Here is a 19,447-nt window from a genome sequence, read left to right as displayed (position 1 = left end):
CTCGAGGGCAGTGGGGGCTCGTTAATCTTCGTCGTGGGATCCCTCTTGCGATTTCTCTTCAGCCGGTGTGGGCATCAAAGCTTCTGGCGGAAAGAAAATCGATTGAACGAACAGCATGATGGCACCGGTCACCAATAGTGAATCGGCGATGTTGAAGTTCGGCCATTTCCATTGATCCGATGCTTGCCACAAGATCCAATCTCGGACCCCGCTGCTCCATTGCTCGGGATAGCCCGGTTGCCACCACATGCCCAATCGATCGTATAGATTGCCGATGATCCCGCCGGTGATGCAGCCCAGTGCAAACGTCAGCCACGCCGATTCGGCAGCGCGAAAACGGAACAGCCACACGATGATCGCGAACAACGCGACAACCGAGATCGCGGCAAAGATCAATCCTTTGCCCGCACCAATCCCAAAAACCGCCCCGATATTGACTGCCGTCTCGATGCCAAAATAGCCTTCGATGATCCAGTAGACGTCGCTGCGGCCGGGAAGGCCTCGCCACGCAAAAATGGCTGCCTTTGACCAAAGGTCGAGCCCCGCGCCGATAACCGCAAGACATCCGAAGAGTACGTAACGCGACGCGGCGATAGGCGGACGGTCGTTTCGAACCGGAGCCGAAAGAGATGAGCCGCTTTCAGGCGAACCTGGTTCGGGCGACGTGGAGGGCGAATTCGATGACATGCAAGTGATCAGAATTGTCGAGCGAGGATTGGCTGGCCGGCGACTCACCGCGTTCGCCGCTGCCTAAAGTTTCAGTTTGGTTGTTTTTATGCAAGCCCACCTGACATTCGATGATGGCCGCTAGCGGATGTGATGGCACGTTTCGCAGCGGTGAAAAAACACGTTTCACTCGCAAAAACGCCCGCTCTCCGTTTCCGCCAGCGCAGCTTCATCGTAGACTGTCGTCCAGGTCGATGTTCGTGCCGGCGAAAGATCCGATCTGCGACTGGAGTGGACGCTCCAAGTCGTCCTTACGACCTCACCTGAACGAAGGTTTTTGCCGAGAAGAGGGTCGGGATGCCCTGAGTTCCTGCCCAAAACTCTCAATGCGACGGAACGTGATTTGTGCCGTTGACGATATCGGCCGTCCCCCGCGGCGTGTTCCTCACCGGCCACCGTTTTCCGACGGTCCCACCAAAGATCCCCCACTCCCCAAGCGGTGACGAAGTGTTTGTCAAACAGTCTGTGTTGTTTTTGGCGTCTGCCACCCCAGTCCGGTGCACGGCATTCGCGGTAAGTTTGTTCGCCACCGTATTGGCGATGCCTGCCATTGCCCAGAGCAATCACGCAAACGCGACTCGACCCAACATTGTTTGGATCATGTCCGAAGACAATTCCAAGCACTATCTCAAACATTTCGATATCAACGGGGTGGAAACGCCTGCAATCGAGTCGATGGCGGCGCATGGCATCACGTTTGATCGAGCGTTTTCGAACGCACCGGTCTGCTCGGTCGCACGCTCCACCTTGATTACCGGTTGCTATGGTCCACGCATCGGTGCTCAGTTTCATCGCCGTAGCCAGCCGGTACCGCTTCCTGAAGGGCTGGAAATGTTTCCGGTCTACTTGAGAGACGTTGGCTATTACACGACCAACAACAGCAAGACGGACTACAACGCAATCGCTGGTGAAAAACCGTGGGATGAATCGAGTAAGAAGGCTTCATGGAAAAATCGACCCGAACCCGGGACACCTTTTTTTCACGTCGAAACGCACGCGGATTCGCATGAAAGTCGATTGCATTTTGGTGAGGCCGCGACGAGCAAGCCGACTGCGTTTTCTCAAGATGACGTTCACGTGCCGCCGTATTTGCCCGATACCAAACTCGTTCGATTTACCGCCGCGTATTACCGAGATCGGATCAGCGCGATCGATGCCAAAGTCGCACAAACGCTGGAGGAACTGAAGCAGGCAGGCGAACTCGAGAACACCTTCGTGTTTTACTTCGGTGATCATGGCGGTGTGTTGCCGCGTTCGAAGGGCTATCTGTTCGAGGCGGGATTGCATGTGCCATTCGTGGTTCGTGTACCAGAAAAATATCGTGAACTCACCGGACGAGAATTGGGATCACGCACGAACGGTTTTGTCTCTTTCATCGACTTTGCCCCAACCGTGCTCAGCCTTGCGGGTGTGGAAGCACCCGAGGCGATGGACGGGATCGCGTTTCTTGGACGGGGTGTCTCGCCGGCGAGTGTCGACACCCGCGATTCGACGTTCAGCTATGCCGACCGGATGGACGAAAAGTACGATCTCGTGCGAGCGGTCCGTGTGGGAAATTGGAAATACATCCGGTACTTCGAGGCACAGTATCCGAATGCGCTCGATAATGAGTACCGGTACAACATGTTGGCCTATCAGCAGTGGCAACGATTGGCCTCCGAGGCCAACCTCGCGCCGGCGCAACTTGCGTTCTTTCGCACACGACCGGTCGAAGCGTTGTTTGATTTATCAAATGATCCTGACGAAGTCGAAAACCTCGCTTCGTCAGCCGAGCATGGCAGTCGGTTGATGGAGATGCGAAAGCGACTCATGGATCATCTGAAGTCAACGAATGATCTGAGTTTCTTTCCCGAAGCGATTTTCTTGAGAGAGGGTCGCCAGAACCCTGTTGAGTTTGGCGCCGAGAATGCTGCGACGATCGCAAAGTATATCGACACCGTAAACATCGCTTTGATGCCTTGGGGACAGAGCACAACGCCATTGATTGCGGCGATGAACTCGGGCGACCCGTGGGTTCGGTATTGGGCGTTCTGCGCCGCCAGTTCCAAGGTGGCCGGTGATAGTGCCGCCCGAACAGCAGCGATGGCGGATGAATCGCTGCTGAAGTTGGCGTCACGGCAAACGCTCGATTCTGAACCGCTCGTTGCCGCTCGCGCGGTCGAGTTCCTTGCGATTCTTGGCAAGGTTGATCCGCGAGATGTGCTGATCCGAAGTGTCAAACGAAGCCAAGATGAAGTCGAAGCGTTGCAGGTGTTGAACATCGCCGCGTTCATTCACGCCAACGGCACGAGTGACTACCCGATCGATCCCGACGCGTTCGAATTCAGCTTTCCGGTCGATCCCAAAGGTGAGATTTCGCGGCGGCTGAGACACTTCGCCGACTCGCGTCCCTGAACCGTTGCTGCTGCGGATAGGCTGCTGCGGTGGGGGTGAGTAGGTCGGCTCCGGGTGAGCGGGGCGGAATTTCATGTGACTTGAAATTTTGTCCGCTTTGGATCATGGTTCCGTGCAAACTGTTCGTACCGCAACAGTGCGTTTTTGCAAGAATCATTCTCTCATCGGAACCGTTGAATGGAAATTTGGCCCGCGATCGATCTACGCCATGGCAAACCCGTGAGGCTGCGCCAGGGCGATTATGACCAGCAGACCACGTTTGGCGATGATCCGGTTGAGTTCGCACGTCGATGGCAGGAGGCGGGAGCCGACCGATTGCACTTGGTTGACTTGGACGCGGCGCGGGGGGACGACCCCGAAGCCAACCGGACGGCCGTCCGGCGGATCGTCGAGGCGACCGGGCTGCCCTGTCAAATGGGCGGCGGGGTCCGCGATGAAGCCACGATCGTCGCGTTAATCGACGCGGGCGTTTCCCGGTTGGTCGTCGGCTCCCGGGCGTTGAAGGATCCTGAATGGTTCACGGCCATGTGCGACGCGTATCCGGGCAAGCTGGCAGCCGGAATCGATGCCCGGGATGGCCTCGTTGCGACCCAGGGGTGGCTCGAAACCAGTTCGGTGACCGCCATCGAACTGGCCCAAACGCTCAGGGAGAAAACAGCCAATATTGCGGCGATTATTTATACCGACATCGCCCGTGACGGCATGATGCAGGGCCCAAACTTTGAAGGCCTCGCTGAGATGGCAGCGGCGACGGATATCCCGTTGGTGGCCAGCGGCGGAGTGACCACGTATGAGGACGTCGAGAAGCTCGTTGCGATGAAGATGCCGGCCGCGATCATCGGCCGTTCGCTGTACGATGGCGTGATGGATCTGACCCGCGTGCTGGAGATTGCCGGCTAGTCGCTGTTCAGGCGGCCGGATGGACGGGGATCTGTCGCCGGATGGTGCGGCGAGCAATTCGCATGTCCCCCTGCTAGCGTGCCGCGATGATTTGGACCATTTTAGATGCGGCGATAGGCGGAAAATCGCGTAAATACGCTTGAACGGAGTCGCACGCGTTCGATGAGGCACCCGCCTCGTTGAGAAGGCGGAGTCCTGAAATCCACGCCCGACAGTCGAAAGCAATGTCTCGACGATGACGCCTTCACCTTTCCGCCGAATCCTAGCCGGATTATTCGTCTTCGTTTTAATCTGCGTCGTCGCGTCATTTGGATATGTGCGCGAGGGATGGACGCTCGACGATGCGTTCTACATGGTCGTCATCACCATCTTTGGCGTCGGGTACGGTGAAGTTCACCCCGTCGAAACGACCTCCCTGCGGGTCTTGACGATCTTGGTGATCGTGTTCGGTTATGGTGCCGCCATTTATACCGTCGGTGGCTTCATGCAGTTCTTGATTGACGGTGAATTACACAACGCCTATCGGAGTCGTAAAGTGAGCCAGGGCATCGCGAAGTTGCGGCAGCACACCATCCTCTGTGGTTATGGCCGGATGGGATCAATCGTCGCCAACGAACTCAAAGAACGTGGTCATCCTTTTCTCGTGATCGATGAAAACCCGTCGCGGGTCGCCGAGGCGCACGAAGCGGGCATGCTCGCGATGGTCGGCAACGCGACTGAGGAAGACACGCTAAAAGAGGCGGGTATCGAGCATGCCAAATCGCTGGCGACGATGTTGCCTGATGATGCTCTCAACGCGTTCATCTGTGTCACCGTTCGCGACCTCAACCGCAGCGTGGAGGTCGTCTCTCGTGGCGAATCGCAGTCCGCAGAAAAACGATTGCGACGCTGTGGTGCCGATCATGTCGTGATGGCGGCGGCGATCGGCGCAAAAAGGGCCACGCAATTGTTAGTGCATCCAACCGCCGAGAGTCTGTTGAAGTCGGATGATGCCACTCACCAGCTCAAAGACGAGTTGTCCACGATCGGATTGCAGATGGATGAGTTGTTGATCGGTCCCGCTTCCGTCTTGGTCGGGAAAAGTCTTCAAGACATCGAGGTGCGTGGCAATCGCGGCTTCCTCATTGTCGCGGTCCGTTCGGCCGACGAACATGTGGACATGAATCCGGTCGGCACCCGCAAATTATTGGCAGGTGACAAGGTGATCGTTGTCGGACACCGCGACGATCTTGCCGCCCTCTGTGCGGCTCACACGCTCAAGCGACAACAGATTACCTATCGCGGTGCGACGCTGTCTTAACGAGCAAGTCGACTTGCTCAATTGCCTTTTCGGTTTTGAGGAACCGGTATGCGCGTCGGATCGCGTACTGAGATGACAGCGTGATCTGAGAAATCACCGTCGTGCTTCCCAACCATTCAGTCCGCGTCCGGCTGGAGCGTACGGGACACGGCTTCTCGCTCGGTAGGCCAGCAGAGCCAATCGTAAAGAGAGCTGTTCCAGGGGGGATCGAAAGGGGCATTTCCCGATCCGGGCCGAAGCCTGACCCCTGAAACAGCCCCCTCATTCTAGCAAACCGGTCGTTAGTCGCTATGCGGGGTAACCCGCAAAAAACGCCGAGGTCGGCCAAAGAGGGACACGAGACATTTGATAGACGTGGTCAAAAAAATGTCCGTTTTTTTCCCGCCCCGATAGAGGGCTCTAGTGCGCCCGACACGCACGTTGCGGGCAGCATCTGAGTGTCGATGGGTCGTTTTATTCTGCGTTTTGCGGCTTCGGTGGTGACCGAGGATGAGCAACTCGTGAGCGGGACATCTGCATGTCCCCGCGATGTCTCGCCGTGTCATTGTCTGCATGAGATGAGCGGCGATCGATCATCCTTCCGTGTCGATGGCCCCACGACTTTGATCGGGATCAAACGTCTGCTCAGGATCGACTGAGAACGGAGGGACATTGCAACGCGGCAATCAAATGTGCAACGGAACTGCAGCCAACTCGCCCTCGTTTCGTCTACTCGCGCATGATCCCGAGGATTGTCTTTCGATCCAACGAGATTTTGGCACCGGGAACGCATTGTATGAGCAGATCGCGACCGTGCGACTCGGCGCCGAAGGTGAACGAGCCGAGTTTGAGTTCGATCGGTACAGCTATCACTACGGCCTCTTCGTTGACGACCAACCGGTAGGAACCATGACCGCCACGCGGCTCGCCGATGGGCAGATCGATTGTGCACATGCCTACCCGCCCGGCGTGTTGCGGACGTTTGCGGACGAGATCTATTCGACCTGCAAGTTTCGGATTCATCGCAGTCGCTGTTCGTCGATGAAGACTCTCCGCATGATGGTCCGCGCCGTTTGGCGAGATCAACTCAGCTTGGGTTCGCGATTGGTGCTGATCAACGCTGAGAAAAACCTGGTCCCCTTTTACCGACGCATGGGCTTCCATGTTATTGCCGGCTCCGATTTTGTTCACCCCGTTTTGGAGACTCAAAGTGTCGCTTTGATGATGTCTGCCGATCCGACACGCCGTTCTTTTTTCTCCGACCTGTTCGAAGACCTATGTGATCCGCTGTGGTTGGAAATCGTCTTGGAGCATTGCCATCAAAACGCAATCTCTTCCCCAACGTCGACCCAAGATCAAGCGAACGCAGTTTGGCCATCTCTCCCCTCGTCACCGCAAGGAATTATTAAATGACTGTCTATCAATGGAAGAACTACAATCAATACAAATCCGAGGCGAATCAAGTTCGCGACTACTATGATTCGGTTCATCGTTGTCACGAACTCGCACTCCAAGAATTGTCGGCCGAACCCTGCGAGGCGGCGTTGGATATCGCGTGCGGTCACGGTGAGTCGACCAAGATTTTGGAGACCTACGCGCATTCGATCGTCGGCGTCGATAGTTCGGACGATCTGATCGACATTGCAATCGCGCAAAACGAACACCCGCGAACCCAATATTACTGTTCGACGTTCGAAGACTTTGAGGCGGCCGAAGGCTCGTTTGATTTGGTGAGCGCGGCCTGGTATTGGAATCATGTGCATACCGAAGAAGGGCTGATCAGCGCGGCGAAGAAGATCAAGTCGCTGTTGCGTCCTGGTGGGTTCGTTTCCTTTGTCGTCCCGGGAGACGCCTTCACGTCACGTCGCATTCAGGACATCGCTCGCGAAGACTTTCAGTGGAATCAGGCATGGACGCACGAGCAGCCCGAGGCAACCGAGGGAGTGTTTGCCTACGACGATACGTGGATCCGCACGAAGATTTGGCAGCCGTTCTTTTTGCTGCGAACGTTCAGCCCGTGGTTTGATCTTTCAACTTGGGATGTGAAAGCAACGCTCGTGCGAGAAGGCCGATTGCCTAACTTGCGTTCCGAGCCACCGTTCGAAATTCTCTACGGGAAAGTTCGATGATTCGAGTCGGTGGTAGCCATTTCGATCTGGGCGCAAATCAGTTGTCCTACGCCGCCGGTTCGTCTTCACTGACGCCCGACGGGTTTCGCATCCTGGGCGAATCCGATCGCCAACGATTGCAGCAGTTGACCGGCGCTTTTCCGTCGTTGTTGGGATGGTTGAACCCGGATTCGCTGATCATCAGCGCCTACCCCGCCTCATTAGGGCTGCAGGGGATGGCGCCGTTTGTCGATACGTATTTGCACCCGCCGACCTTCATCCGAGCGATGCGGTTGGCGGCGTTGGATATGCGGCCAGTCGTCATGGCGGCGCAACCACTTCTGGGGGCCGAAATGATCTTGCAGACCATTGCGGCCGGATTGGAAATGCCCAAAGCGGTGTTGTGGGCGGTCGGTGGGTATTACCTGCCGCATTCACTCGAGTCGTTCATTGCAGAAGAACTCGCGGAGTGTGGATGTGATCTCGAGGTGCTGCATTGCTATGGCGTTGCCGAAATCGGGCATACCTGTTTCGCCGCGATGAACCGGTTCGAATCCGGCGAACCACGCTACCAATTGATCGCCGACGATGTCTTCACTTCGATCGAACGTGGTAGTGGACGACTGCAATTGAGACGTGAGGATCGCGTCCTGACGACCGAGGATCTGGCCGAGGTGGTTGATGGCGATTGGAAGATTCGAAACGGGAGCGAACGGATGTGTCCCGAGGTGTTCCGTGACTTGGAATCTTGGTCGCCGTCGGCGTGGCGACGACGAACCGGCTATCTACATGCCGACGCAAGAAGAACGGTGTACCAGCTCCGAGAGTCGGTGGATCCGAACGCGTCAACGCAGGAAATCCGATACCACCGCTTCTGGGAGCAATTCGGAGGCTCGGTGCAGTGCAAACCGCAATGGCACCGAGACCCGATCAAGCGATTCTCCTTTGCGAATCACCAAGAGAAGCAATCCGCGTCGGCTTGACGGCCGGCTGCATCGCACGCAGCAGTCGGGTGACGACGTGACGTGTTGCACTGACGCGCGAGGGCGTTTTGCAAAAACGTTTGAAGAGATGGGCGTAGTGGGTGGTCGTGGTCGCCTGCACGTAGGATCTGTCTGTCAGTTCACTGTCGTGGGCTGCGAAATGACAGATCGGGTACTGAAACTCCGGCATGACACTGCCGGAATCTTGGAATCCGATCGACAGCAAGCGTTTGAAGTTCAATGGACTCGCCCCGAAGGAAATCATTCGGAAATCCTCGGCGGTCGGATCAATCGACAACATCGCGATTTGGCAAAAGACGGAATAGCTCAGGCTCTCGGTGAACCGGTACCACGCCGGGTTACCCGTTCCACAAAACTCAACCGCCGAATCGAGAACGAGATTTTGGCTCTCGAATAAAATGTCATCTTCGCTCAGTTCCATGAACGAAATCTCACCACGATGGAATCGCTCGTAGGCTTCGTCGGTGACCGGCAGAACAACGCTCACACCACGGCGTTCTTCGCCATGAGATGCGAGCATTAGCGTCGCGGGGTTCTTTTCCCAAATTGAAAGGTAACGCTGTTCGTAGGAAAAATAGTGCTCGTTGAGCTTGTTGTCTGCCTCGAAAAAGAATGTCTCGTCTTCTTCTGGTTTGGTGTTCTGGAGGTGGACGATCCAGTTTTCCCGCATCTGGCCAATGACGGCTTGGGCATCCGCTTCGTCTCGGCAAAACGAATTATTGTCCGGACCAACCCTTTTGCGAATAAACCGAGACATCGACCATGGCAGTTTGTCGAAGTCGTCGTCGATAAGTGCATCGTCGTGGTAGCAGGCCGCGTCTGGGGACAGCCCCGCCGCTTTCGCGATTCGCTTGAGGGTCTTGGCGGAAACTTCGTCCTTACCGCCTTCAGCTAACTGCAGCGTGCGTACACCAACACCTGCGTTGAGAGCAAATTGAAGCTGCGATTGACCGAGTTTCTTTCTCGCTAGACGAATTTTGCTGCTGCCCCGAGGCATCGACGATCCATTTTTAAGAATTTGCGACAGGAAATAACCGTGGTTGCGCTTTTTTTGCGCACATCGTTTTCACGATACCATTAACTTTTCCGACCAGGGAGCCGGACGGCTTGAGACGGGTCGATCACACGTTCTCAAGACGTGTTTTTGACAACTCGGGGCATCTTCTCAACCGTTCGGTATCCCTGTTTTTTACCCAACCGAGGTCAACCGTCTAGCTGCAAACGCCCTCTCCACCGGAGGCTCATCCAATGTAATTGGACTTCGGGGGGATTGTGCAAAATGGGATGTTTAATCTAGCTGGACATTCGTACCAGGGCCATACACGGAGGTGACGTATGCGTATTCTGAGACGCATCACCGGTAATTGCTGTGCTGCAGCAACCACACGGTCGGTGGGGCACCGTCCACGATGGACGAGGGGCTGAGGGATCGTTTCATTGTCCATGACACGTAGCAAAAGGATTTGGCCGCTTCTGGATTTGCAGAGCATCGTGTCGACGAACTGATGTCGATCGTTTAGGAGGCTTCCTTCGATTCGGCGTCCCAGCACGATTCGGTGTCGACGCAGGCTCTCGTTCGTCGTGCCTCGATTGCCATGACTACCGATCGAACTTCCGTACTGAGACAGGCATTCTTATTCCTGGCAGGTGTCGAATCGGGAACTTCACCGAGTTGGCAGGGACCGGATGAGCCCGCCGCGCTGCGTGATCGCGTCGAGTGTCTGGCGATTCTTCTCGACGTCGTGCCAGATCGCTGCCGTGATGAAATTGACGCCATCGCGGCGTGCTGGTCAGAACAATTTGCTGCGGCCCAACCACCAACGGTCGAAGCATTGCGGTCGAGCGCCCGGGCCTATCTGCGGAAAAAGTTTGCCCGCCGATCGGCCGTCGAGGTGCACGCTGCGATCGCCCGGTTTCTTGGTGGCGAATCCTCCGCTGCTTCCTCTGCTAGCGAACACAAAACCCCCTCACGACTGTCGACCGATCTGTCGTTGAAACGACATCTTGAGGATGGGATCAAACGCTGGTTAGAACAGTTGTGTACGAGTCGTCGTTGGACCCATCTGCCTTCATCGGTCCCGGGTGAGTTGGCCGTGCCTCTTGAGCGGATGTACGTCGAACTTTTTGTCCGCGAAGAGATCGAGGGAGCCGATCCCAAATGTCCGCGACCAAGGGTGGCGGCGTCGACGGTCCTCTCGCGTACGTTTCGCCGGAGCGTTCTCATCGGAGGTCCGGGAAGCGGAAAGACGACGCTGATTCAATGGTTAGCAGCAGAAGTCACTCGCGGACGCGTTCGCGATTTCGATATCCCGATCGTGGTCGATCTCGGCGCGTATGCACTCGCTCTGGAGGAACATCCCGATCGTTCGATCTTTGAGTACTTCTTCAACACTCTTGACCAACCGAGGCTGGATGCCTCGCTTGCTGCCGAAGGTCTGCGAGAATTGGCGTCGGAGCAAACCCGGTGCGTGTTGTTACTCGATGGTTGGGATGAAGTCCCGGAATCTTTGCGTTCGATCATTGCTGAACGAATCGAGGACGAGTCGCGAAACTGTGTCACTCTCACCACTTCACGTCCGGCGGGATTGCCGCGACTTCTTTGCGGCGAGCGACAGGTCGGAGTCTATCGGTTAGACAGTTTAATGCCGGAAGAATCCGAAACGCTGATTGGCAATTTGCTGCGTAGTCGTTTTCCAGATCGATCGGTGCGGGCAATCATTGGCGTGCTCGAGTCGACATCGGAGCTGCGGGAGTTGACGACCAACCCGTATTTGCTAGCCATGTTGGTGATGTACTTGGCCGACCATGCCGATCATACGCAACGGATCAACATGGGGACCGTGCTGCAGCAAATTGTTGCCTGGATTCGCAAACGCGAGAATTCCAAACCGGGGACGTGCTCAACGATGTCGACGGAGCATGTCCGGGCGATCAGCCGGATGGCGTACGACACATGGTTTAAGTCGCGATCGGGTGGCGACATTTATTTCGGATGTGACCTGGAGTGGCGGGTCGAGAAGGTTGGCTTGACCGAAGCCCCGATTCTCCGAAGTCGATTTCTCAATCGCGCGGACACGGTCGTCGACGAGTATCGATTTCTACACAACTCATTTCAAAAGTTTTTTGTCGCATTGCATGTGATCGAAGAACTTAGCGAAACGGAGCAGGTCGCTTTTTTTGATCAATCGATTTTGTCGGCAAGTCAATTTGCGATTTTGCAATATGCCGCTGCGCTACCGGGGGCGTTCCGTGAAGTGTGTTACCGATCGGCGGAACGCTGGTTCGGGCAAGACGATCGCTATCATCAAGTTACTATCCGGCTGGCCCAAATTGCCATCGTGGCGGGATGGAAACATGATCAATCCCGCAGTCTCATCGCGGCAATCTGTGACCGTCTGTTGCGGGCGGTACTTCGTAGACCACCGTCGCCAATGCGAGTCAGGTTAATCAAAACTCTCGCTGACTTGGACGCCCACTTCCTGTTGCGAGCGGCGAGCGTCCGTCAAGACTTCGATGTGCCGACGCTACGGATGGTGGTGCGACACACGCCGTTCGATTTGGTGTGCGAATATGGGTTGAACGAATGGATTTCCGAGCACACGGATCGTTGTGATGATCTGTCCGGTGCGGATCATTGCTCGGCTGAAAATGCGAAAGCGTGTTCCCTATTGGCACCTCACGAGCGAGATCGCTTGCTCCGCCGAGTCGCATTGACCGATCCCTCTCATCCTGACATGTTGGCGTTGTTGAAGTCTTTAGAGGGACAGCCATTTTACTATGGTGCATCGGTCGTTGCATCAATCGCCTGTTTGGCCGATTTGGGATCTCGTGTACGCGCCGCCGCGATTGAGGCTCTTGTCTCGACCCCGGTGCGGGGACCAGTCGAATCGTTGGCAAACCTCGCTAATCTTCCGCAAAAGTCACTCGTTGCGAACGCTCTTTTGCGGTTGTCAGCGGATCGCTCGGTTTGGTTAGACCGCAAGTGGCTCGAAAGAATGATCGTCAAGGACGCCAATGTTCGCGACCGGAGGCTCGCATTGGAGGCGTATTGTCAGAACGTCTCAAGGCGGTCGTACGAAGAAATGCAACGCAAGCAGCGGTTTCTATCTCGATTGACGTTGAACGCGTTGCTACAGAGTGATCGTGTCACGTTGGACGCGATTGCGAGCGTGGTGCGAAGGCGTCCTCGGATCGGTACGGATTTTTTGGCTGATCCGTGTGTCATGGAGGAATTGATGCGGTACATGGAGCGGTTTATCAGACAAAAGAATCCGCCAGACGAAGAGTGTTTGGTATCCGCAATTTCGCTGTGCGGCGAAGGCTCATCGCCGTCGGATTTGTTGCAGTGGAAAACGCTTTTTGGAGAGCTGTTGTCGGCGTCTCGCGACGGTTCCGATCGGGTTTGGTCTCGGCACTTGGAGATGCTGGTCCAGCACCTGGGCGAACGTTTGGCGGTTTGGGACGCCAGCCAGTTGTTGCAACATGATTGTGAGTGCGATCGCGTTGCCGCGGTGTTGCAGTCCGCATCGCTCCGGTTCCAGTGGCTCGTCTTTGCCGATCACATCGTGAACGCGGAAGGAGTTCAGATTGCGAGTCGTGTAGGCGATCCGCTCTCGTCGGTACGGTTCTCGACACCGGAAGCGATTACCGAAATCGCGCAGCAACTCCCGCCACGGCAGCGAAGTGATTTCCTGAGTTATTGGCATGTGATTTCCGAAAGCGGAAACAGCCAAGATTTTTCTGACCGCGAAACAATTCATCGTGTGATTTGTACGGTGATGGAATCAGATCACGAAACGTCACTCGGCGAATCACTCTTCGCGTGTTACGGAAATCGAAAGCCACCTCGCTTTAGTACGTGGAAAAAGAATTTGACGCGGGTCGTTGAGCGGTATCGGCATGATCCCGAACTGCTCGCGCACCTACATCAGATCGGGCTTGGGACCAAAAAGGTAAAGCCTCGCTGAACATCGGAACGACCGTCCGCGGGGGCGTCATGCCGAGGGACGTCGATTGTTCTAGTGCTTTTTTTAGCGGAACGGCGCGAACCGTCCGGTCCCGCTTTACTGGACGGTTCGCGCCGTTCCTCTACGTTTGAAATCCCGCAGTGATTAAATCGACGTCCCATGAAAGGTGAGGTCGCTGGTGTGCTACAGTATCGGGCTGAATAGTCGAGCGACCACGGTACCGAATCGACCGTACCAAGGCTGCAAATGAGGGCCAGGTACCTTCGCGACCGTGGAAGAGGCGAAGTCTTTGCGAAGCATTTCGGCGACCTCACGAACGAAATCAGGCTGATCGATGGCCACCATCATCTCAAAGTTCAGATACAGAGAACGGTTGTCGAGATTGGTTGAACCGATAATCGCAAGCTTGTCGTCTACTAAAACACATTTTTGGTGCAAGAAACCATCGGTATAGCGATGGACCTCAATGCCGAGCGATTTCAGTTCCGCTTCGTAATAAAAGCCCGCAAGGTAGACGAGCCATAGGTCGGCCTGATTAGGGATTAGCAACCGAACGTCGACGCCCTTGGCACGCGCCATGGAGAGTGCGGTGACCGTGCTTTCATCCGGGACGAGGTACGGCGTACTGATCCACAAACGTTCCGTGGCCGCATTGGCTGCGGCGGCGAACATCATTGTCGCGCGGGCACGATTATCAGCAGGCCCGGTAGCGCAGATGGCAGAATAGCTGGTTGACTCGGTTGTTGAATTGTCGCTTTTGGGATCGCGATCTTGCCACTTTGCCTCGGGGAGCCCGTGACGTTTGGCCCAGTAATAGTCCGCCGCAAAAACGGCTTGGATTTTTCTCACCAAAGGGCCTTGTATGGCGATGGCAGTGTCACGCCACCGTGTTACCCAGTCATGATTGCCGAGGTATTCGTCACCGATATTCAATCCACCTGTCACGGCACGTTGCCCGTCAACGACGAGCAATTTTCGGTGGTTTCGAAAATTCAGTTGAAACCGATTCACCCATCCCTGTCGGGTGTTGAATGGTATCGCGTCGACGCCAGCTTCAGTAAGTCGACGGATGTAAGAAGCAGACAGTCCTATACACCCGACCTCGTCATAGAGCAGGCGAACGACCTTTCCCGATTCGGCTTGGGCGATCAGTGCGTCTGCAAAACGATTGCCAAACTTATCATCGCGGATGATATAGAATTCGGCATAGATATAGTGCTCTGCGGATGCAATCTGTTCTAGCAAGGCATCCAAGAATTGTTGACCGTCGACCAGCAAGCTGAACTGATTGTTCGTGCTGATCGGAGTATCCAGGACATCGGCAACTTGTTCGAGCGGCGAGACGAGCGATGTGGTCCTCGTGTCCACCGGTGTTAACAGTTCCTGCTCGATACTGCTGAGCGATTCCCGGTGTTGGCGTCCGACGCTGCGAACGGCTTCACGATAACCGGCAAATCGATTGCGAGCCAAAATCCAGTAGGCGGGCACGAAGGCATACGGCAACGTGAGCAAACCAACCGTCCACGCGACCGCCGCTTGGCTCGTTCGCACGTTCCGGATTGCGTGCAGTGCAGATAATGCTGCGAACAATTGCAACAGGACGAACAGGGCGGGAAGGAGGAGTCCCCAACCGTTCGCAAGAGCTTGACTCAAAAAAGGCGTCATCGATTGCCGGGTGAATGCGAATTACAAAGGTGTCACGGGGCATCGTGCTGAGGTGTCATGCCCGCTCGTGACGCGGTTGATCTCAGAAATGCAATGTTAATATTACTCGTCAGCGAGCCGCTGATCGACCAACGCATCGGGGGATCAGATCGTCCAAGTTGCCGCCTTGTTCAATCAAGTTCAATCGCGAGAAGTTCACCTTGCGTGGGCGAAACGTTTCGGCGGCAATAGATTGTTCCATTTGATAGCGCCGGGAGTGCTCGGTAGGTGCCTTCCGGCAGATCCGTTTTCGCGAGCGAGCGGAACTCTTTTGGGTCGGCGGCAAAGAGTTCGAGTTGACCACTCACACGCTGAGCCAAGACTCGGTCGCCGACGCCGATCAGATGAGCGGTTTGGAAATCCGGGCGTCGCCAAGCGACTTCTCCATCGGACCATCGCACGCACAGCAATTCGCCGGTTCCAAAGTCTTCGCGACCGGTGATCGCGTAGAGCCACTGGTCGATTAGGACAGGCGTGGCGTATTGGCTACTGATCACGTCGCCCTCCCTCCACAGATTTCTGGGCGGGTTCGATGTCATGTCTAGCATTCGGCATCCGACGCCGTAGGACGCGGTCACAAAGAGTTTTTCACTGTCAACGAGCGGCGTGGCTGCATTGACGGTTGGCCCACGTTGTCCGAAAGGAAACTCACTGAGTACGTTGCCCGTCTCAGGATCGATCATGACGGTTTGCAAGCGAAGTACCGCGATGACGCGTGTTTGACCGTCGATCTGCATCGTGACCGGTGACGCATACGACGCCTCTTGGTCGACGGTGGCCCAACGCGTTTTCCCATCAGCGATATTCACCGCGACCAGTCCTGACCGGTCGCTACCACCCACGGGGACGATCAATGCCGAGCCAACGAGGAGCGGGGTACTACCGACTCCAAAGTATCCGTCCTCGGCATCGTAGTCGGTTCGCAATTGCCGAGACCACTGTGTTTTGCCATCGGCAATCGCGACGGCACTTAGGTCACCGGCGGCTCCGTAAACAAACACTTGTTCGCCGCCAACCAGGGGAACACAACGTGGGCCCCGATCGGCATCCACCCCTCCCCGATAGACGGCAGGGAATTTTGCTTGCCACAGCAGGTGTCCGTCCTCGGTGGACAAACAGTCGAGCAACTCTTGGTCGTCGGCGCGATACCAGAGGAAGACTTTCCCATCGGAAACCGCCACGCCAGCGTAGCCTGCACCGCAGGGAACCCGCCATTTGATCGGAGGCGTCGTCGTCCATGGTGACACGCTTTCGTCCACCGCCTGCCCGTCACGTCCAGGGCCAAGGATCTGTGGCCAGTCACCCGCAAGGGCTTCGCGGGCAAACGGCACGACCGATGAAAGTGCGGTCCCGATCAAGATCAAACGGAATATTGTTGATGGAGCGTTTCGCAATAAACTCATTCCGGGACGCCAGTGTGGGGAAGCTATTGAGTGGGGGCGCATTGTAGCACCCTTGGAAGCCAACTCAGCATAGTACTGGCGTTTCGCGGAATTCACACCGAATTGGAACGAAGCCCCGTGTGCGAAGGTACAGGCATGCAACAATTTGCCGACTTGACTTGTCACACGCCCCGTCTCTCGCCGCGGGGCGCATGCTGCCTTACCGACTACGGTTCACTTGCTGTGTGTCAGCAATTGCACAGATGTAATTGTCGTTCCATTTTGTGATTGGATCGTTATTTGATTGCTGTTCTGAAGCAATGAAGGAGGAACGGATGCGTCCAGCGGTGCGAAGAATTCAGAAAACTCGTTCGCATCGCCGGTTTCAACGGGAATTGGGGTTCCGTTGAAGTTCACGACCAGTGGCTCCTTCACACCGCCCTGACGATGAACGCCGATGATGAGGCGGGCATGCTGGACAGTTTCAGCGTTGTCCGTGTTGACGATGAATGACTTGTCGCCGCCATCGCTTTTGACGGCAGTATTCGTCGCGTACCAGCGATCCTGTCGCAATACTCCCGCCGGTGCGAACGGTTTGTTGGCAACCAGTCGGATGACGGTTGTTTCATTAACGTCGACGGGAATGGCGGTCGCATCGACGGTGTGTTCCGGCTCAAAAACAACCTCGCCCTTGTGGTAGTTCAATCGCGTCTGAGTGGCTTTGCCGATCCCCAGTCGTGAGGACACCTCGGAGAGATCGACAGCGATCTGACGGCCGCCCATGTTCGTTACCGCGATCGAGATTCGATTCCCGTCATGCACCGCAACCACGTCGAGCCACTCTTGATCGAATGCAACCGGCAAACGTCTGCCGTCAAAGTCACGCCAGAGTTCGAAATAGTTTGCGATCGTGGTGGGTTCGAAATCATCGATAGTCTTGTGTTTCTTGCGATCCGACTTCGGCGTGAAAGCCGCGTCACCGCTGTATGGGTTCCACGACATGTGCAGGAATACGAACGGCACGAACAGGTCGATCTGATCAGGACGCTGCATGGACTTAGTCAGGTAAGCGTTCCAGGCAAGCAGACGCAGCCAATTGTCTGAAGGCTGTCGACCGTTTTGCAGAGATCCGCACTCGGTAATCAGGATCGGAAGAACGTTGTCTGCTTTGTGCATGTGGGCACGCAGCATGTCGAGGATCGCTTCGTATCTCCCAAGCAAGTAGTTGGAATAGCCCTGACCACGACGCTCATGGGCCCCGAGCATCAATGCATTTTCGTAGAAGTGATGCGAGAAAAAATCGATATGCCCACGAGTCTCTTCGATGAAGCGAGCTTGATTTCGATAGAGGTCAAAATCTTTGATTTGTACTTGCATGTAAGCCGACGATGGACCGCCAACTTTCACTTCTGAGGCCCGCTGGTGCACCGCATCGGCAACGCGGTTGTGAAAGTCCGCGAGCAAACCCCAACCATCGATTCCCTGATTTTCTTTCCAGTGATGAGCCCACTCGGACTGCACACTGCTCTCGTTTTTGACCTCCCACCATTCGGAGGTGAATCCACCGTCGTTGATTTGATCCTCGACATAAGCTGCGGCAAGTTCAGCGGCGTCGTCGAAATACTCCGGCTTGGGTGTTCCACGACCGACCAACGGCACCGACAAGAAATCGGGCCAATCGTTGAAACAATACGCGAATGGAATTTTCTTGAACTCCGGGATGGTGTTTCGGTGCCTCACACCCGCGTCGTATTGGTCGAAGAAGGACAAGTCAGCGGCGCCGGGCTTATCCGCTCGCTCTTTCAGTGGTTCCCAGTTTCCCCAGGCGCGCGTGATGCCGGGATTAAATTTAAAAGCGCCACGACCGGGATAGAAATTTCGCTCCAACGCCCAACGTTCAAATGACTGATCGACGACGCCCGGCGTTTCGTGCATACGGAACCAACGCTCTCGCTGCAACTGCGACGATCCTCCGATTGACAGTTCATTGTTAGTGTCGATGTTGATTTCAACCCGCTCGCGTGGGAACTCCGAGCCGAGGTCGCGATACGGAATGGTGTCGAACTCGGGCGGTATTTGTTTTTGGGCAATGAATACCAGGTCGTCGATCCGACAGGTGGCCTCTTCGTCTTTCATTAGAAAGCGAATCTTCATGCGATCCGGTGGCACGTCGCTCAGCGGAATGGAAGGCATTTGGACTCGGTAAAAATCCGTGACCTGCTGGCTGCGAGGTGGAGATTTGTCAGGTGAGAATGGAAAAACGTGAACTTCTTTAATGCGATCAAGGTGGTTGCCGTGAAACGCGAAATGGCGAAACAACCCAGCAACCCGCTCGGTACCTTTGGGGAGTAAGACCTCATCCCCGTGCCGGATCTCCCTTGTTTCCGCCATGACCGTGACTTCTTTTAAGCCGTGATCTCGTCCAGACCCGACGAATTTAGTTTCGCGTCCAGCGACGAAAGAGTCAAACAGGTAGTCATGGATCGCCTTTTGATCCTGACCTTCTTTGCTGAGTGTTTGAGCGAAGCTGTGATTTGAATAGCTGCCCGCCATGGTGACGGAAAAGAATAGCAATGTGAGTCGGATGAAGAATTGCATTGGAACTTAACTGAATAAAAGGTGTGGGGAGTAGCTGGGTAGTGCCACTGTTGACGTAGCTCGGTCTCTTGGGATGTCGATTGTTTTAGTGCGGGATTTCAAATGTAGCGGAACGGCGCGAGCCGTCCGGTGAGTGGACCGGACGGCTTGCGCCGTACCGCTAAAAAGAGCACTAAAACAATCCACGTCCGTCGAGACCAAAAACTTTGCGGGCGATGGTCTATGACCTCCAGTGAGGAATGCCTGTTAAGCAGGTCTGCAGGAATCATCTGGCGAAACTGCCGCGAACTGTAGGCCGGACCGAGGCTTTGCGAGTTCCGGCATTCACTTGCTCAGTCGTGTCGGAACTGCGTCGCTTAGGCTCCTTGGTCCGGCCTACGCCGAA

Annotated in this window: 12 protein-coding genes; 7 read left to right on the top strand and 5 right to left on the bottom strand. The window is 55.6% G+C overall.

The features are described 5' to 3' along the window. Window positions 1–21: 21 nt before the first annotated feature. Window positions 22–687 carry a signal peptidase II gene (locus NB063_RS26260; protein ID WP_250932019.1) on the bottom strand — a complete coding sequence of 222 codons (666 nt, stop codon included), beginning with the start codon at window positions 685–687 and terminating at the stop codon, window positions 22–24. Window positions 688–1,071: 384 nt separating this feature from the next. Between NB063_RS26260 and NB063_RS26255 the strand changes: the two genes are divergently transcribed. From NB063_RS26255 to NB063_RS26230, 6 genes are all read left to right on the top strand, one after another. Continuing rightward, entirely contained in the window at window positions 1,072–3,120 is a 2,049-nt protein-coding gene (locus NB063_RS26255; protein ID WP_250932018.1) for a sulfatase-like hydrolase/transferase, read from the top strand. 177 nt (window positions 3,121–3,297) lie between these two features. Then, complete coding sequence (gene hisA / locus NB063_RS26250) at window positions 3,298–4,020, top strand: 1-(5-phosphoribosyl)-5-[(5-phosphoribosylamino)methylideneamino]imidazole-4-carboxamide isomerase (RefSeq protein WP_250932017.1); 723 nt, start codon at window positions 3,298–3,300, stop codon at window positions 4,018–4,020. Window positions 4,021–4,255: 235 nt separating this feature from the next. After that, on the top strand, window positions 4,256–5,320 hold the full coding sequence (locus tag NB063_RS26245; RefSeq protein WP_250932016.1) for a potassium channel family protein: 1,065 nt from the start codon (window positions 4,256–4,258) through the stop codon (window positions 5,318–5,320). Between the two features lie 669 nt (window positions 5,321–5,989). Further along, window positions 5,990–6,712 carry an N-acyl amino acid synthase FeeM domain-containing protein gene (locus tag NB063_RS26240; RefSeq protein WP_250932014.1) on the top strand — a complete coding sequence of 241 codons (723 nt, stop codon included), beginning with the start codon at window positions 5,990–5,992 and terminating at the stop codon, window positions 6,710–6,712. Next, window positions 6,709–7,428, top strand: a complete 720-nt coding sequence (locus tag NB063_RS26235) for a class I SAM-dependent methyltransferase (protein ID WP_250932013.1) — start codon at window positions 6,709–6,711, stop codon at window positions 7,426–7,428. The genes NB063_RS26240 and NB063_RS26235 overlap by 4 nt, the downstream gene beginning before the upstream one ends. Beyond that, window positions 7,425–8,390 carry a hypothetical protein gene (locus NB063_RS26230; protein ID WP_250932012.1) on the top strand — a complete coding sequence of 322 codons (966 nt, stop codon included), beginning with the start codon at window positions 7,425–7,427 and terminating at the stop codon, window positions 8,388–8,390. The genes NB063_RS26235 and NB063_RS26230 overlap by 4 nt, the downstream gene beginning before the upstream one ends. Here the strand turns inward: NB063_RS26230 and NB063_RS26225 are convergent. Further along, a complete protein-coding gene (locus tag NB063_RS26225; protein WP_250932010.1) occupies window positions 8,338–9,408 on the bottom strand; it encodes a helix-turn-helix domain-containing protein in 1,071 nt (356 codons plus the stop codon). The genes NB063_RS26230 and NB063_RS26225 overlap by 53 nt on opposite strands. 598 nt (window positions 9,409–10,006) lie before the next feature. On the opposite strand from NB063_RS26225, the gene NB063_RS26220 reads away from it, so the two are divergent. Continuing rightward, window positions 10,007–13,378 carry an NACHT domain-containing protein gene (locus NB063_RS26220; RefSeq protein ID WP_250932009.1) on the top strand — a complete coding sequence of 1,124 codons (3,372 nt, stop codon included), beginning with the start codon at window positions 10,007–10,009 and terminating at the stop codon, window positions 13,376–13,378. A gap of 183 nt (window positions 13,379–13,561) precedes the next feature. Here NB063_RS26220 and cls read toward each other — a convergent pair whose 3' ends face one another. From cls to NB063_RS26205, 3 genes are all read right to left on the bottom strand, one after another. Further along, window positions 13,562–15,031 (bottom strand): cardiolipin synthase, encoded by a 1,470-nt coding sequence (gene cls, locus NB063_RS26215; RefSeq protein WP_250932008.1) that lies wholly within the window; start codon window positions 15,029–15,031, stop codon window positions 13,562–13,564. A gap of 182 nt (window positions 15,032–15,213) precedes the next feature. Next, complete coding sequence (locus tag NB063_RS26210) at window positions 15,214–16,485, bottom strand: PQQ-binding-like beta-propeller repeat protein (protein WP_250932007.1); 1,272 nt, start codon at window positions 16,483–16,485, stop codon at window positions 15,214–15,216. 213 nt (window positions 16,486–16,698) lie between these two features. Next, window positions 16,699–19,062, bottom strand: a complete 2,364-nt coding sequence (locus NB063_RS26205) for a beta-agarase (RefSeq protein ID WP_250932005.1) — start codon at window positions 19,060–19,062, stop codon at window positions 16,699–16,701. Window positions 19,063–19,447 lie beyond the last annotated feature (385 nt).

This window comes from Aporhodopirellula aestuarii, from assembly GCF_023701485.1.
In the GTDB taxonomy this organism is placed as follows: domain Bacteria; phylum Planctomycetota; class Planctomycetia; order Pirellulales; family Pirellulaceae; genus Rhodopirellula; species Rhodopirellula aestuarii.
This window is presented reverse-complemented; position numbering and strand designations above follow the sequence as displayed.